Origin of the sequence: Luteibacter sp. (assembly GCF_009912395.1) — a bacterium.
In the GTDB taxonomy this organism is placed as follows: domain Bacteria; phylum Pseudomonadota; class Gammaproteobacteria; order Xanthomonadales; family Rhodanobacteraceae; genus Luteibacter.
In genome coordinates, this window is record NZ_WNDO01000027.1 from 1 (window position 1) to 16519 (window position 16519).

At 63.8% G+C, this 16519-nt stretch carries 14 protein-coding genes; 7 read left to right on the forward strand and 7 right to left on the reverse strand.

Annotated elements, in window-relative coordinates; all coding sequences use genetic code 11:
* The coding region (locus GAK28_RS19820; RefSeq protein ID WP_291781585.1) for a transposase at positions 1-252 on the reverse strand (252 nt) is incomplete at its 3' end.
* An 85-nt stretch (positions 253-337) separates the two neighbouring features.
* On the opposite strand from GAK28_RS19820, the gene GAK28_RS19825 reads away from it, so the two are divergent.
* Entirely contained in the window at positions 338-652 is a 315-nt protein-coding gene (locus tag GAK28_RS19825; protein ID WP_291783484.1) for a DUF1153 domain-containing protein, read from the forward strand.
* Positions 652-1470 carry an IS3 family transposase gene (locus tag GAK28_RS19830; RefSeq protein ID WP_291783488.1) on the forward strand — a complete coding sequence of 273 codons (819 nt, stop codon included), beginning with the start codon at positions 652-654 and terminating at the stop codon, positions 1468-1470. Before GAK28_RS19825 ends, GAK28_RS19830 begins: the two co-directional genes overlap by 1 nt.
* Positions 1471-1672: 202 nt before the next feature.
* On the opposite strand, the gene GAK28_RS19835 is transcribed toward GAK28_RS19830, so the two are convergent.
* The gene (locus GAK28_RS19835) at positions 1673-4606 is read right to left on the reverse strand and encodes a Tn3 family transposase (protein ID WP_291783490.1); all 2934 of its coding nucleotides are present in this window, start codon (positions 4604-4606) and stop codon (positions 1673-1675) included.
* Between the two features lie 144 nt (positions 4607-4750).
* Positions 4751-5191 carry an MFS transporter gene (locus tag GAK28_RS19840; RefSeq protein ID WP_291783492.1) on the reverse strand — a complete coding sequence of 147 codons (441 nt, stop codon included), beginning with the start codon at positions 5189-5191 and terminating at the stop codon, positions 4751-4753.
* A gap of 329 nt (positions 5192-5520) precedes the next feature.
* Between GAK28_RS19840 and GAK28_RS19845 the strand changes: the two genes are divergently transcribed.
* From GAK28_RS19845 to GAK28_RS19865, 5 genes are all read left to right on the forward strand, one after another.
* Positions 5521-6048, forward strand: a complete 528-nt coding sequence (locus GAK28_RS19845) for a sigma-70 family RNA polymerase sigma factor (protein ID WP_291783495.1) — start codon at positions 5521-5523, stop codon at positions 6046-6048.
* Positions 6045-7022, forward strand: coding sequence for a FecR domain-containing protein (locus GAK28_RS19850; RefSeq protein ID WP_291783498.1), 978 nt, complete (start codon positions 6045-6047; stop codon positions 7020-7022). Before GAK28_RS19845 ends, GAK28_RS19850 begins: the two co-directional genes overlap by 4 nt.
* Positions 7023-7090: 68 nt before the next feature.
* Entirely contained in the window at positions 7091-9523 is a 2433-nt protein-coding gene (locus GAK28_RS19855; RefSeq protein ID WP_291783500.1) for a TonB-dependent siderophore receptor, read from the forward strand.
* 7 nt (positions 9524-9530) lie between these two features.
* Positions 9531-10655, forward strand: a complete 1125-nt coding sequence (locus GAK28_RS19860) for a PepSY-associated TM helix domain-containing protein (RefSeq protein ID WP_291783502.1) — start codon at positions 9531-9533, stop codon at positions 10653-10655.
* Positions 10652-10813 carry a hypothetical protein gene (locus tag GAK28_RS19865; protein WP_291783505.1) on the forward strand — a complete coding sequence of 54 codons (162 nt, stop codon included), beginning with the start codon at positions 10652-10654 and terminating at the stop codon, positions 10811-10813. Before GAK28_RS19860 ends, GAK28_RS19865 begins: the two co-directional genes overlap by 4 nt.
* A gap of 33 nt (positions 10814-10846) precedes the next feature.
* Here the strand turns inward: GAK28_RS19865 and GAK28_RS19870 are convergent, their stop codons facing one another.
* The 4 genes from GAK28_RS19870 to GAK28_RS19885 form a co-directional block, all read right to left on the reverse strand.
* Positions 10847-12778 carry a CocE/NonD family hydrolase gene (locus GAK28_RS19870; protein WP_291783508.1) on the reverse strand — a complete coding sequence of 644 codons (1932 nt, stop codon included), beginning with the start codon at positions 12776-12778 and terminating at the stop codon, positions 10847-10849.
* 181 nt (positions 12779-12959) lie between these two features.
* Positions 12960-13586, reverse strand: coding sequence for a hypothetical protein (locus GAK28_RS19875; RefSeq protein WP_291783511.1), 627 nt, complete (start codon positions 13584-13586; stop codon positions 12960-12962).
* A gap of 3 nt (positions 13587-13589) precedes the next feature.
* Entirely contained in the window at positions 13590-15383 is a 1794-nt protein-coding gene (locus tag GAK28_RS19880; protein WP_291783514.1) for a S8 family serine peptidase, read from the reverse strand.
* 164 nt (positions 15384-15547) lie between these two features.
* Positions 15548-16477, reverse strand: coding sequence for a M14 family metallocarboxypeptidase (locus tag GAK28_RS19885; protein WP_291783517.1), 930 nt, complete (start codon positions 16475-16477; stop codon positions 15548-15550).
* Between the last annotated feature and the right edge of the window lie 42 nt (positions 16478-16519).

A 16519-nucleotide genomic window follows, 5' to 3' on the forward strand; every position in this document is an offset into this window, starting at 1 on the left:
GAAAGCGTTCTCCTCCTCCAGCCGCGCCACTTCACGTTTGAGCCGTGCATGTTCGGCCAACTCCAAGCGTTGTGCCTGATCGTCCTGGTCGTGCCGCCGCGCCTGGGCGCGCCAACTGTACAGCTGGGCAGGCTGCAACCCCAGATCACGAGCCACCGTGGTTACCCCTTCTGTGGCCGCTCGCAACAGTGCCTGCTGCCTGAACTCCAGGCTGAACTCCTGCCCCTTTCTGCCTGCCTTGCTCTTGGTCATCGTCCACCTCCTATTGCGATAGTTAATCGCTTATAGGGGTGTCCGTGAAACGGGGGCAAGATCACGTTCCCAAGGGAACACCCCCATGAGCATCGTGATAGGAGAAGAGATCAAACGCTGGACCGCCCGTCGGAAGTCGGCGTTGGTCCTTGAAGTGATTCAAGGTAAGACGTCGATATCGGAAGCCAGTCGTCAGTTCGACCTGCCGCCCTCGGAGATCGAGGGCTGGGTCGAGGATGCGAAGCGCGGCATGGAGAATGCCCTGCGTGCTAAGCCCGAAGACGTCCGCGAGCAGTACGAGCGGCAGTTGAAGGACCTTCATGAAGCCTATGGCGAGGCCATGCTGGAGCTGCGCGCACGAAAAAAATTGAGCTCCCTGCTGGGCAAGGACGAGACCTGATGGTTTCCCTTCAGCAGGGATTGCTTGCCGATGGTTTCGAGGTCTCGATGGTCAAGCTCTGTCGCTGGTTTGGTGTGGCGAGGCGGACGGTCTATTACCGCCCGACCAAGGCATTGCCGAAGATCCACGAGGCGGTCGCCGCGCCGGTGAAAGCCCTTATCGAAGCGGAGCCATCCTTCGGCTACCGGACCGTCGCCGGCCTGCTTGGCATGAACAAGAACACGGTCCAGCGCATTTTTCAGCTCAAGGGCTGGCAGGGGCGCAAACGGCCGGCTGGTCAGCGTCCACGTATCCAGGCACTGCCGTCGGTCGCCACCCGGCCGGACGAGCGCTGGTCAACGGATCTGTGCCGGGTCTGGGGCGGCAAGGACGGCTGGCTCAGCTTGGCTTTGGTCATCGATTGCCATACCCGCGAACTTCTTGGCTGGCATCTGTCGCGCAGTGGTCAGGCCAGCACGGCCGCCGGTGCGCTGGAGCAAGCCTTGATCAGCCGCTTCGGCACCCTGGGCAAGGTCAACGCGCCCTTCCTTCTTCGATCGGACAACGGCTTGGTTTTTACCAGCCGTAAATACACCAGTCCGGTCCGCAGCTATGGCTTGCAGCAAGAGTTCATCACGCCGCATTGCCCGCAGCAGAACGGCATGGTCGAGCGGGTCATCCGTACGTTGAAAGAGCAGTGCGTGCATCGTCATCGGTTCGAAAGCCTGACCCACGCCATGCGCACGATCGGCGATTGGATCCACTTTTACAACCACCGGCGACCGCATCAGGCGCTGAAGATGAAAGCACCCGCCGAGGCGTATGCGTTAGCGGCCTGACCTGTGCAGGATGTGCTGGGTCATTACACCGCGGCGCTCGATCGTCTGGATGGGATCATCGACCAGTGGGCAGTGGATGTGCCGATCATTATCGAGGCCGTGAAGGCGCGTTGATCCCTTGTCGCGAGGTCACCAAGGGCGCCCAAGGCAGAGCCATGCGCCCCAAGAACGCTACCTATCACGGCATGCGTACCCGGCGTCGTTAGCGTAGGTTCCGGAGCACCGGGCGTAGCGGTTGGAGGGTGGGCAACAGCCTGGCCAGGTACCTTTCGACCGGGAACAGGAAGAGTCCCCGGAAGTTCACCAATCCCTCCTGTACCGGCGCGATATGGTGAAGATGGTCCGGCACAGCGAGTGCGGCCATCTCTGGCGGCAGGGTCGTGAGGGAGGCCTGGATCCGGGCCGTCGTCCATCCCATCACGATGTTGCTGAGCAGGGTGATGGACGACGACACGCTGCGAAGGCGGCCGGGCATACGAATCTGATGCCGCGGTACTTTACCCGTCTCCAACGCATGCTCCAGCACATGCACGCGCTCGCCGTGATTGAGCGTGCGCAGAATCTCGCGGCGAAACGCGGGCCGTGTGAACCAGCGGCACAGGTGCAGCGTGAGCAACAAGCGCCCGATCTGGACACCGGCGTCATAGATGGATTCCCCCGCAGCGGCCGACCCGAAGCGCGACAGGATATCCACGGCACTGGCCTTGCCCATCGCCGTGGAGGCAGCGATGCGCACGCATTCATCCCAGAGCGGGTCGAGCTTTTCCGGTTGAGCCCGCCGGGTGGCTAGCACATCGCTCAGGCGGGCCGGCACCACCATGCCCTGCGTGGCATAGAGCTTATGCCCGCTGGCGTCACGTAACCGCGGGCACAGGTCCTTCTGCAGCAATTTGCCCATGAATAGGCCAAATTCGGTTTGACCGTGCGTGTCGACAGCCAACTGCCGGATGACCAGCGCCGATTGCCGAAGCACCCCTTCCAACGCTACGCCCACCTGGCGTTCCCCCAGAACGACCGGTTGATCGTGGAAAATGCCCCAACGGTCATGGATATGGGTGTAGATCCCGATCGACCGTTTCTTCGTCCGCGGATCCCGCCGGTGAAGACGGCTGCCTTTGGCGACCTCCCGGCTCATCATATCCGCGGACGCCAGATCGGCCCGTCCCCAGGTTTCGGCGACGGGATGGCTTTGCATGTACTCGAAGACGGCCGTATTCGCCTCGCGCAACCGCTTTTCCTGCGCCGTCCAGCGCATGCTGTGATGGATGGCTTCCGCCGAGAGGCCGGGCATCATACGTGCCATGTCCGCACCCGACAAGGCGGTGCCGTGGGCCAGGAGACCGGCGTACACCAACCGCAGCTCATCGACCGAGCGCGGCTCGCGTCCCAGCAGAATCCAGCTAAACCGCGTGTGGCTATCCACCTCCATCATGACCGTCGGCAGTTCGGCTGTGCCGATGCGATCCATCAACGCAGCCCGCAGCGGTTTGACCTCTTCCGGCACGTCTTCGGCGACCTGTTTCGCCAGGTGGATACCCTGCCGGTCAATGGCAATCTCGCCGGCATGGGCAGCGTCATCCAGACGCCGCAGTTCGCGCTCGACCTCTTCCACCAAGGGGCCGGTGAACTCCTTGACGTCCCGCGGCAATCTCAGCCGTGCGTAATGGTGTGTCTTGGTCTTAACCCATTCCGCAGGCGGAATCATCATGCTTTCCCGGCTGCGGAAGCCAAAGCTGTGCGCGATGTACACGCTGCCACTTTTCAGGGCGCGCCGGGTCGCCAGCAACGTGGCGACCTCGAAGGCCTGTAAAGCCCGCTGCCGATCGACAGCACCGAGCAGGTCGTCCCACACCTTGCCCAGATGGACGGGAATCGTCTCGGGCAACATCGGCTTTCGTTGTTGGTACAGTTCACGCAGGGCATCCAGCGCCTGAATGACCGGATGCGGTGTCGCGCTCTCGAACGGGAGTGCGCAGAGCATTTTCAACAGCGATCGCGAGTGGCGACTGTTCTGCACAAGAAGCTGTTCGCGCGTCAACTGGGCACGGGTGATTTTCTTATTGCCGCCCACTTTTTCCACCGCGCTCAGAATGGCCGAGCGTAGCTCGTCTTCGCCCAGGGAGCGGTTAAGCGCCAATTGGCGCATATCCTTCGCGAAGGCCGTGAGCGTTCGAACGCGCTCCTCGGCCGACTTGACCACGGCACGTACCCCACCGCTCCAAAGGTCGGCGATATGCTGTCGTGTCATCGCCAGCAAGGTGTCGGTAGCCGTGCATAGCGCGGTTTGGAGAAAACAGGCCACTTCGACCGTCCGGCGCGCTTCGCTGATACGTTTGCTCACCGAAGGTGGACGGTCGATCATCGCGGTGGCGTAGTGACGCTTGATGTGATCCGAGATGGACGGCATCGTGTGCACGGCAACGCCGAGCTGAGTCAGGCGCTGGATTCGCTCGTATTGCTCACGAAGTTGAGGGAACGATTGCCGTCTCGGTGCCTGTGCAAGCCACTCCTGGAGAGAGAGACCCGAGCGATGGGGCTCATCACATGTACTCCGCCAAGCAGCAAGAACGGTAGCGGGCACCTCCTGTTGAATGGATGTACCTAGCCCTTCCTCGGCCAGTTGTAAGGCGACGTTAATCGTGCTTTTTAGAGGACGCTCGCCCTCAATGAGGATGTGGTTCTCGTAGAGCCAGGTTTTGACGTGCGTCATCAGCCGGTGGCGGTCAAACTCGGAGAGGACTTCGATACGCAGATGCCGAACCAGGGCGCGACGCTGGTGTTCGGACATACGAACGAAGCCTAAGGTCTCCATCGCCAGCTTCTGGTGCGTAAACAACGTGCGGCGACCACGGTACAACGACCGCAGCGAAGCAATGTCCGGCGCGGCAATGCCGAGGGTCTCTCCAAGGTGTTTCCATAAGTCCGAAGGGACCATTTTGACGGAGGCGAGTACGCTGCCTGTCAGCCGGATAAATCCCATCTGCAATGCCAACCCGAGGCGATGCAGGGGTTCACGCTTGGCCAGAATGACTCGGCGTTCTTTTGGGGAATAGGTGAAGAAGGCATTGACCTCGAACTGGTTGAGCGCTTTAGGCAACGAACTCAGCCCAAGATAAGGCTTTTGCCAGTGCTGCATGCCCGCCTCCAACCTTCCGAAAGGGAAGGTAAGAGCCTAACAGTAACCATTTGATTTTACGCTAGTTTTGCCAGCAAATCATAAATATAATCATATATTTCAATGAGTTGCGTCATGCAGGGGGCGGCACTATTTGCACGGAAATCAAGGTAACACCATCCACGCCATGGCCTTGCCCGCGTTCTGCGGCCCGACGAGGCCGATGCCCAAGGCGAACGCCCCGGTGACGATCAGGCTTTCCCCACAACCGAGCAGCAGGCGGCCCGCCAGCAGGACGCCCACGGACACATCAGGACTGCCCAGGAACGCCAGCGACATCAGATAGACCAGGCCCGACAACGAGGCGACGACCAGGCCCAGGAGCATCGACGGTCGCCCGCCCCGCGTGTCCGCGAAGTTGCCGGCCCATGCCCGGGACAGCAGGGCCGCAGCGAACTGGATGCCGATCACGGCGCCCACCACGGTGGTGCCCAGGCCCAGCGTTTCATGAATATGCACCGGGAGTACGGGCAAGGAGATGCCGATGGTGAGGAAGCCCACGAACACGGCCAGGGTCAGCGGGATGAGTCGGGAAATGGCGCGCACGCCAGGATCCAGGGCAGCGCCCTGGTGTGGTTGGGTTTGAGACACAAGGAATTCTCGCTCGGGAAAGAAAAGGCTTTTTTCCAGCATAGGTGCGATCCAGCACTTCGGAAATTCGCGTTGCAGGCGCCCTTTTTATTCACTTTATTTTATTCAAATACAATGCATTACATATATTTCATGAAGTGAATTCGAGTCGACTATTCGCGTTCCGTATGGCGACACAGCGGCCCGACCCCTTCGATACCTTCGTCTCGGTTGCTCCGTCATGACGTAATCCATACAATGAGAATGATTCGCGTTCTTGGCGTCCAGAATCCCCTATCCCGACGATGAGCCCCACTCCGACATCACCGCAGCGGTCGCCCCTCGTCGACGCGTTCCAGACCCATTACCACGCCCTGCTGACGGCGGCGGCCCGGGTGCTGCGGTCGCGCGACTGCGCCGCCGACGTGGTCCAGGACGCCTACCTGAAAGTGGCGGCCATGGACGACGTGGCCTCCGTGACCAATCCACTGGCCTTCCTCCATCGCATGACCCGCAACCTGTCCATCGACGTGTTGCGGGAGCGGGAGGTTCGCGACCGGCACATGGAGACGGGCCAACTCCCCGAGCACGTAGCCGACGCCACCCCGGGCGGCGAGCGCCGGGCGATCGCGCAACAGCGACTCGCCCTGCTGGCCTCCGTCGTCGACGAGTTGCCGCCACGCTGCCGCGAGGTCTTTTTCCTGCGCAAGGTGGAACTGCTGCATCCCGAGGACATCGCCAACCGGCTGGGTATCAGCCGGAACATGGTCGAGAAGCATCTGCGCAAGGCGCTGGTACACTGTCAGGCCCGCCTGGAAGAGCTCGAACGATGATGCACGCGCGCCGCAAGGCCGACGCGGAAGCTCTGCGTGACGTGGCGGCCGAATGGGCCATCCGGATCGACGTCAACGACCTGACCGATGCGGACAACGCCCGGCTCGACGCATGGCTCGCGGAGAACCCCGCCCACGCCCCCGCACTGCAGCGGGCCTTGCTGCTGTGGTCGGACCTGGACGCCGCCGCCACCGTGGCGGTGAGGCGTCGCCGTACCCAGTTCCGCGGCATGAAGCGTGGGCATGGCCCGCGGCGTCGGCGCGCATGGGCGGCCGCAGCGATCGTCGTCGGCATCTTCGTGCTGGCATCGGGCGTAGTCATGCGTGACGAGATCGGCTACCGGTTGCGTGCAGATGTCTACACCGGTACCGGCGAGAGCCGCATCCTGCCGCTGGCCGGCGGCGGCACCCTGAAACTGGACGCCCGCACGGCCATCGCTTACCGCGACGACGCCGGGCATCGCGGCATCGAGCTGCTGACCGGCCGTGCACAAATCGAGGTGGGCCATGGGGATCCGCGCCCGTTCCACCTGCTGGTCCGTGGCGCCGAGATCGTGGATACGGGCACTATCTTCCAGGTCGACGCGCGCGACGAGGAGACCGAAGTCAGCGTAAGCCAAGGGGGCGTGAGCGTCAGCGCGGCCGGCCACACGATGATCGCTGGCGCGGGCGAAAGCCTGCTCGTGGACGCCGACGGCATCCCCGGCCATGCCACCACGGCGGACGTGTACACCCTCACCGCCTGGACCCGTGGCCGCCTGGTCTTCGAAGACCTGCCGCTTTCCGATGTCGTCGCCGAGATCCAGCGCTATTACCCGGGCCGCATTGTCCTGCTCGACGCCCGCGCTGGCGAACGCCGCGTCAGCGGTGTCTTCGACGCCGCGCGTCCCTTGGACGCCCTCCACATCATCGAGCGAAACCTCGGGCTACGGCTCAAGCAATGGCCCGGGGATATCGTGACGCTCGACGTCTGATCCGGGACATCCTCTTTTCGGTGGCTCATCCGTCATAGGAATGAGTCTCACTTCCCGGATCCTTCCGAATGCCCGTTTCGCCCCGTCGACACCTTCGTTCCTCGCCCCTGTTCCGTCGCGCCATGAGCCTGGCCATCGTCGCCGCGCTGGCCGTGACCACGGGTGGTGTCAGCGCCGCCGAGTCCGCCCCGCGCGCCACCGAATTCCACATCCCGGCCGGCCCGATGGCCCAGGCCCTGAACCGCTTCGCCCAGCAGAGCGACCTGACCCTGCTGTACGACGCCTCGCTGACCCGCTACCTCCAGGCACCGGCGGTGGACGGCACCTATGAGCCGACGCAGGCGCTGGACCGCCTGCTGGCAGGCTCGTCGCTGGTCGCGCGCGTCGGCGCCGACGGCTCGGTCCGCATCGAGCACGACACCGCCCCGGCATCGACCGCCCCCTCGCCCCAGAAGACGACGCGTCCGAAGATGACGTCGCACGGACGCGTCGAAAACCTCGATGCCGTGGACGTCCGCGCCACCTCGGTCGGATACGCCGCACAGCAGATCAACTTTGGCAAGCTGCCAACCGACCCGCGCGAGATTCCCAGCTCGGTCTCCGTCGTCACCCGCCAGCGCATGGACGACCAGAACATGATCACGGTGGCGGAGGCGCTCAACCGCTCCACCGGCATCACCGCCGTGCCCTACGGCATGGGTACGTCGTATTTCCAGGCGCGCGGCTACCAGCCCGACGTGCAGTTCGACGGCATCCCCGCGAACAACGGCCTGCAATACCAGTCGCAGTTCGACCTGAACATGTACGACGCCATCGAGATCTTTCGTGGTCCGGCGGGCATCCTGCAGGGCCAGGGCAGCCCCGGCGGCGTGGTGAATCTGCTGCGCAAGCGTCCCGGCGATACCTACTCGCTGCTTGGCGCCGTTTCGGCCGGCTCCTGGAACAACTTCCAGGGCAATATCGATATCTCGGATCGCCTCAACGCCTCGGGCACGATCCGTAGCCGGGCGGTGGTTTCCGCGCAGGACACCGATTACTTCTACGACAAGGCCCACTCCGAGCACCAGCTGTTCTACGGCATCGTCGACTTCGACCTCACGCCGGACACCACGCTGACGCTGTCCGGCGCCTGGCAGCGCGAGGACCACGGCCCGCTCGACTGGGGCCAGTCCGTGCTGGCCATCCCCCCGCACGGCAAGGTGCTGGAAGCCCCGCGCTCTCAGTTCTACGGCACCGACTGGAGCGCCGACCAGCCCCATATGAGCGACCTCTACGCGGAGCTGCGCCACGCGTTCTCCGATACCTGGCAGGCCAAGGTCGCCGTGGATCGCCGTTCGAGCACAGATCACACCACCTACGGCTATATTGACGGCCTGATCTCCCCGTTTGAGAACCTTGCGGGGTACTGGTTGCAGCGGCAGCAGACGAAGCTGGCCTGGACCGGCGTGGATGCCAGCGTCTCCGGCCAGTTCGACCTGTTCGGACGCACGCACGAGACGACCTTCGGCATCGACTACGCGCAGAAGCGCAACGACGGGTATAGCGGCGGCTTCGCGGCCAACAACCACATCCCCGTCGACGTGCTCAATCTGCCGGACATCCCCGCGCCAGAGATCCCCTTCGATTCGCACAGCAAGACGCTCACCAAGCAGTACGGCGTGTACGGCGAAGTGCGCCTGCACCCGACCGACGAACTGAGCGTGCTGGTCGGCAGCCACTTCACCTGGTATCGCAATCGCACCCAGTCCGGGTATCCGTACCTGGCTGGCTGGAATAACGACCCCGATGTGAATCACAAGGCGGCGCCCTACGTCGGCCTGGTCTACGACATCAACAAGAACCTGTCGGCCTACGCCAGCTACACGGACATCTTCGTACCGCAGAACAATCCCCGCTACGGCGGCGGCACGCTGAAGCCGCGCACCGGCAAGCAGTACGAGCTGGGCCTCAAGGGCGCCTTCCTCGACGGCATGTTCACCGGCTCCCTCGCCGCCTTCCGCATCCGCGACGAGAATCGCGCGATCGACGACCTCGCCCATCCGAACTACTTCCTCTCCGCCGGGCGTGCGCAAAGCCAGGGCTGGGAAGCCGAGATCAACGGTCGTCCGCTGCCGGGCTGGGATGTGTACGCCGGTTACACCTACCTGCTGACCCGCGTGCTGTCGGATCCGACCGGCCCGGGCAGCATCCTCGACACCGAGGAGCCCAAGAAGACCTTCAAGCTCTGGACCACCTATCGGTTCACGGGCAATGCGCTGGACGGCTTCCGCATCGGTGGTGGAGCGCGTTCAGTCAGCAGCACCTCGCGCGGCACCGTCACTCAGAAGGGTTATACGGTGTTCGACGCTCAGGTGGGTTACCAGTTCAATCCGTCCTGGCTGCTCACACTCACGGTGAACAACGTCTTCGACAAGAGCTATTTCGCTCGCGTGCCCGCCCAGTACTACGGCATCTACGGCGATCCGCGCAGCACGATACTGACCCTGCGCAAGACGCTCTGACCCGACGATGGCCAACGGACGTTCCATTCGTCGCTGGCAGTGGGTGCACACGTGGTCCAGCCTCGTGTGCACGCTGTTCCTGCTGCTGTTGTGCATTACCGGCCTGCCCCTCGTCTTCCACGACGAGATCGACGACTGGCTGCATCCGTCGCCCGTGGCTGCCGGGGTCGACAACGTCGCCCCCGGCGTGCCCATCACGGGCATCCTGGCACGGGCGCAGGCGCTCTATCCGGGCGAGGCCTTTTCGTTCCTCAGCTTTCCCGACGACGAAGCCGTGGTGACGGTCGGCATGCTCTCGCATCCGGGAACGCCGGACGAGCGCAATCATTGGCTCAAGTTTCATCCCGTCACCGGCGAACTGCTAGACGACCCGATGGAACACGGGCGTCGACGCATCGAGTTCATGGACGTGATGCTCAGCCTGCACAACAGCCTCGTCGCAGGACTGATCGGCACGCTGTTCCTCGGCGTCATGGGCCTGCTGTTCGTCGCGGCGCTGATCAGTGGCCTGGTGCTCTATGTACCGTTCATGCGCAAGCTCGCCTTCGGCACGGTACGAATGGCGCAAAGCCGTCGCGCGGGGTGGCTCGACCTGCACAACCTGCTTGGCATCACCGCCCTGGCCTGGATGACGGTGGTCGGCCTCACGGGCGTCATCAATACGCTCGAGCGGCCGTTGTTCGCCGTGTGGCAGGCGTCCGATCTCCAGGCGATGCTGGCCAACACGGGGCGCTCCGCCCAGGTTGGTGGCCAGTGCACGCCCGAGCGCGCGCTGGCCGCGGCCGATGCCGCTACCGACGGTCGTCGTCGCACCAGTGTGCTGTTCCCCAGTGCCACCGCGCATCATCCGTACCATTACCTGGTCTGGTCGCATGGCGATACGCTGGTGACGAAGGAACTGCTGAGTGCGGTACTGGTCAGCGCAGATACTTGCCGCATCGATGCCCGCGGTGAATTGCCCTGGTACCTGCGCACGCTGGAACTGTCGCGGCCCTTCCACTTCGGCAACTACGGCGGGCTGACGCTGAAGCTTCTTTGGGCCGTGCTGGACCTTGCCACCATCGTGGTGCTGGTCAGTGGCCTGGTGATCTGGGTCGGCAAGCGTCGTGGCCGCAAGGAGGTGATCGCATGAACCCGTTGCGCGGCGCGCCGACCTGGTGCGCGATCGCCACGCTCGCCGGCCTGGGCGTGGCCCTACTGGGGCCGACCTTTCTGCGTTTCCCAGCCGTCTTGCTGGTGGCCGTACCGGTGGCGGTGATGCTCTATCACCTGTTGCGCAGACGCTCATGAACAAGGCGGGGGCCTTCGCCCCCGCCTGTTTCTTCAGTTTGCCTTGACGGTCGGCAATGCGATGTAGGTCGGATCGCTGCCGCCGCGGAACACCTTTTGCGTCGCCGACTGATAGTCGCCCGGCGAGGCCAGGAGGATGTTCGGTACGAACTTCTGCGGGTTGCGGTCGTACAGGGGGAACCAGCTCGACTGCACCTGCACCATCACGCGGTGGCCCGGCAGGAAGACATGGTCCACGTTCGGCAGGCTGAAGTCGTACGGTAGCGCCGCGCCCGCCTTGAGTGCCTGGGGCTTGTCGAAGCCCGTGCGGTAGCGTCCACGGAAGATGTCCATGGCGATACCGAGCTGGTATCCGCCCATCTCCGGCTGCACACCCACCCGGTCCGGATAGACGTCGATCAGCTTCACTACCCAGTCGCTGTCCGTACCGCTGGTGCTGGCAACCAGGTGCACGGCCGGCGCGCCGTTGATATGTAGCGGCGCGGTAAGCACGGCACTGGTGTACGTGAGGACGTCCGGTCGCGACGAGGCTTCGCGCTGGTCGGTCGTGAGCCAGTGCTGCCAGGACGGCCCCTCCATCGCGCCGACGGGGCGTGGGACATAGGGCACGGGATGTGCCGGATCGGAGACGTAGCTGTCGGAGCCGGCAGTCGAGGCGGTGCCGCCGATGTCGAGGCGGCCGTTCGCATCGGGCGACAGGCGCACGGCGGTCGTCGGCGACAACGGCCATGCATCGCCACTTTCCCAACGATTATCACCCGTGACGAAGGCATTCACCGGCGCGATCGTGGCCGGTGCGTCCTTGAGGTAGTGCGCGAGGAACGGACGCAGGATGTGTTCACGGAAGTAGCGCGATGTGTCGCTACCGAACTTCACCGCACCCAGGCTGCTGCCGTCGCGGATCTCCTGCCCATGGAACCAGGGGCCGACCGCGAGGAACAGGCGATGATCGGTGTCGTGCTCCTTCATGGCGTGGTACACGGCGAAGGCGCCGTAGATGTCCTCCTGGTCCCACTGGCTTGCCACCAGCATCGTGGGCACCGAGACCGGTTCGCGGGCAAGCGCCTTGTCCACGGCCTGATCTTGCCAGAAGGCATCGTAGGCCGGATGCTTGACGAGCTTGTTCCAGAAGCCGAGCTGCTCCATGCCGTAGCTCTTCGCGACCGCACCGGCCGACACGCCTTCAAGGAACAGCTGGTAGTCGTCCGCGTAGTTCGACCACCACTTCTCGGTGCTCTTGCGCGTGGACGTCTGCTGGTAGATGTAGAGCAGGTTCTGCTGGCGGAACGCGCCGTTGTGGAACCAGTCGTCACCACGCCAGCCATCCACCATGGGGTTCATCGGCACGGCGGCCTTCAGGGCCGGGTGCGGGTGCACGATCGCCATGAGCGGCTCGAAGCCGTCATAGGAGATGCCGGCGATGGCGACGCGGCCATTCGACTCGGGCACGTTCTTCACCAGCCAGTCGATGGTGTCGTAGGTATCCGTCGAATCGTCGACCGGCGTCGGGTTCTGCGGCCCACGTAGCGGGCGGTTCATCACGTAGTCGCCTTCCGAGCCGTACTTGCCGCGAATGTCCTGCACGACGCGGATGTAGCCATCCTCGACCAGCACGTCGGTGGCGAGATCGTCGTGGCTCAATGCCACGTCCAGCTTGCCGCTGTCGACGCCGCTGATCATCTCGGTCGCGTTGTACGGTGTGCGCGTGAAGACGATGCCGGCGTTCTTCGCGCCCTTGGGTACCACGATGACGGTATGCAGCTTCACGCCGTCGCGCATCGGGATCATGACATCGCGCACGTCGTAGTCGTAGGCGGTGCGTACGGGCGTGAAATGTTCGGGAATCTCGCTGGGCAGCGACGCGTAGGTGCCTTTCGCGGGCGGCTCGGCAACGACGGGCGTGGCTAGGGCGATGGCAAGCGCGGCGGTAACGAGCCGACGGCGCAAGAGGATGGACGGATTCAATGGAGGGTCCTGTGATGGCCGGATGGCCTGTAACCCCCTGGTTATATTATAACGCGGCAAGCTGAAACAAGACGCCTTGCAAGCGCAAGAACCTGTTCGTACAACAACGCTTGCTTCGTCCAACATGATCGCAAGCTTTTACGGCAACAGCGGAGGCCGAGGCCTCCGCTGTTGCCTCGTTTCACTGCTTCTCGCGGAAGTTCTCGATCACATCGAGCTGCGCATCCTCCACGCCCTTCGCACCCTTGATCTTGGCGAGCGCCGCCTGTGCGTCCGCGACTGAGGCATAGCGAATCAACGCGCTGCCATCCAGGTCGGAAGCCTGCACGACCTCACCGCCGGTCGTGGCGGCGAGCTTTCTCGATGTAGCCGCATCGTTGGCGAACACCTTCACGCGCGGCGCGACCACCACGGGCTGTCCCGATCGCGTATTCACCGCGACGCCGAACGCGTCGAGATTGCCATCGGCTGTCTTCGTGCTTGCCGCGCTACGAGACGTCGCCGCCCTTTGCGTGGCAACACCCGGCTGGCGCGGCACGATGACGAACGGCCCCACGCTGCCTAGCGCATCCGCGTTCTGGCTCTGCGTTCCACTGGAGCGATTCATCCTCGCGGAGGCCGCCGGCGCGGTACCCGAAGGCGCTGCACGCTGGATGCCCGCATCGGGGATGATCCGGAAGGTCGTGCTGCCGACGGTGAACTGCGGACCGGTCGCGGCTTTGTTCAACGCCTCCGAGTAGTCGTTCTGCGCATGCGCCGCCATGGCGGTGAACAGGCCCAGCGCGATGGCGAGTGCTGTCTTTTTCATCGGTTAGTGCCCCACGACGCGAAGGTTGAAGGCCTGCAGCTGGGCGCTGCCGGACGAGTCGTTCATGTCGAGCAGTTGCAGGGTCCAGGTACCCAACGCCGGTTCGTCGAGGAAGGCGTTGCTGGAGCTCAGGTCCACCGCGAAGCCGCCGGACGTGGCCGACAAGGTGGTGAATGCCGGCAGTACATAGCTCTTCGTGCCGCTGGGCGAGGTCAGGATCGCACGCAGGTTGCGCGGCGTCTTGTGCGTGGTGGTAAAGCCGAACTGCACCGCCTCGACCTTCATGCGCTTGGTCACGGCGACCGTGAGCTTGCTGTTCTGGCTGCCGATGCCCTCGATGGCGACCGGCTTGTCCGCCGTGGCGAGCCAGCCGGAATCCTGCAAGGCCGGCAGCGACTTGAAGTTGCGTGCCTTTTCCACGGCGGCCGAGGCATCCGCCAGGCCGAAGCCGTACCAGTTGCTGAAGTGATGGCCGGCGGCGTTGGTGATCCAGCCCGGGTCCTGCACGGCGCCCTTGTACACGGCCTTCGGCTGCAACGGATCGATCTGGCGGGCGGTAGTCGCGAGGATGTACTTCACGTCGCGCGCCGAGAGTTTCGGGTTCACGCCCAGCACCAGCGCCGTCACGCCGGCGACGGTCGGTGTGGCGGCGGACGTGCCGTTCATGCCGGCCCAGTAGTTGCAGGTCTTGTCGATGGTCGACTGGCTAGTGTCCAGCGCGTTGTCGACTTCACCGTTCGCGCGGTCCGCGTTGGAGCCCGCCGCGCACCCGGTGAGATCGGTAGTGACAATGGCCGGCTGGTAGAAGGTGGCCTTCGCCCAGTCGCCGATATTGGTCAGGTCCGGGTAGTACTTCTTCTGGAAGCCATACTCACCGCCAATGCCCGACACCCATACCGCCGAGCCCGGTGACGAATAGGAAGACCGTATGCCATCCGCGTTCACCGCCGCCACGACCGTCGTCGTGATGTAGTTGTTGGTGGGGTCGGTGTTCGCCAGCGAGCAACCGACGTTGATGGTCAGGCTGTCGGCAGCGCAGAGGTTGAAGCGGAAACCGAGGAAGCTGACGATGAGGGCGCTGAAGTTATTGCCCGCCGCCTTGAGGTAGACGCCACCCTTGCCGTTACGGGTAGACGACATCAGCTTTTCCCAGGACTTCGTTTCCGCGACGTTCACTGCCGGGAACGAACTCGTGCTGATGCCCCAGCTGTTATTGAACACCTGCGCGTCGCGCGCTTCCGGGCCGTTGCCCCACGAATAGCGGATATTGGTGTCCTGGTCGGTCTCGATGCCGTCGGCATCCGACGAGAGGAAGTTGAAACCCTTGAGCTTGGCTTCCGGTGCCACGCCACGGCCACCGACGCCATTCCAGCCCACCTCCGCGATGATGCCGGCAACGGAGGTGCCGTGTTCGCTATTGGGATTGGTGGGCGTGGGATCGTTGGAGCCGTCGACGAAGTTCTTCGAGCCGCCGATGACGACGTTGTCGAGAAGATCGGGATGGCGGATTTCCAGGCCGTCGTCGACGACCGCGACGATCACGCCAGTGCCGCGCACCTTCGCGTCATGCAGCGTGCCGATATCGAGGTCCACGCCCGGCACGGGGCGCGTATCCGCGAAGACTTTCTGTCCCTGGTTGCTCAGGTGCCATTGGTATCGGTACAGCGGATCGCTCTTGGCCTTTGCCGTCGCGGCCTTCGTGACCGCTACCGTGTTTTCCGTCGCATGGGCATGGACACTGACCATGCCGGCAGCCGCCATGGCGAGCAGCCATACCGATCGTTTCCGTATAAGCATCGCGTTGTTCCCCTCGAGGGTTGGTCGGGTTGATGCACACCTCACCTTGGGACAAGGCGGAATGCCTGTCCCATCCCTCTTTACAACGCGATGTCGCCTTGCTTACCTACCCGTGAAAACGTGACGGGGTTGGCGATTGAGCGTGCTGCATCGCACGAGCCGGCTCACTTCGGATGGGCGAGCGCGTAATCGATGGCCGCGCGCACCGCCACCGCCTGGGCCTCGTCGCACTGCTCCGGCGTGGCCTTGGGGCTATCCGGATACACCTCGGTGGTGGTCGTGTAATGCGCGCCGGTGATACCGGCGCAAAGACCAAGATCGTGCAACGGATACTCGATGACGCCGTGCGCCACCACCGGCGAACCGATGATCTCGCCCTGCTCGTCGGCCGGCGCGATATGGGTGACCTTCTCCACCTGCGCGATCACCGCCTGCTGGAATGCCGGCTGGCGATTGGCGGTGTCGTCGACCAGATAGAAACCATCGGGAATGCCGCCTGGCACGAAGGGCTTGCCATCGCGCGCGGCCAACGCCGGACGGAACTCGCTTTCGTCGGAGTCGGTCGTCTCGTGCAGGTCGATATGCAGCGCGAAGCGGCCCCGGTACGGCTTGACCAGCGCCATGAGGGCGGCCGACTCGCGTGCGGGGCTGCCTTCACGGAACGAACGATTCGGGTCGAGCGCGTCGTGATTCCAGCGCTGGATGCGTTCGTACGCCCAAGGGCTCACGCACGGAGCGATCAGCAGGTTGGCACGGCCCGCGAAGGCTTCGGCATAGATTTCGACGAAGCGTAGTGCGCCGTGCACGCCGCTGGTCTCGTATCCATGGACGCCGCCGGTGACCAGCACGCATGGCAGGTCATCATGCCAATGGCGGCTGCGGATGGCGAACAGGTCGTACGAGTCCAGCCCGTATTCGATATGACCGTAGCTGTGTACGTCGAAGCGCTCGCGCAGGGCCTCGATCTTCGGAAGCACTTCACCGGCATACAGGCGCTTGCGGGAGAGCGTCTCCCGCCACTGCGCAACCTCTTCCGGCCCCCAGGGCGTGCCGGGTTTACCGATGGACAGGGGCGTGGCTGCGGTCGCGGTCATGGCGTCGTTCGCTTCGTCGGGACGGGAGAACCACGCAATGTA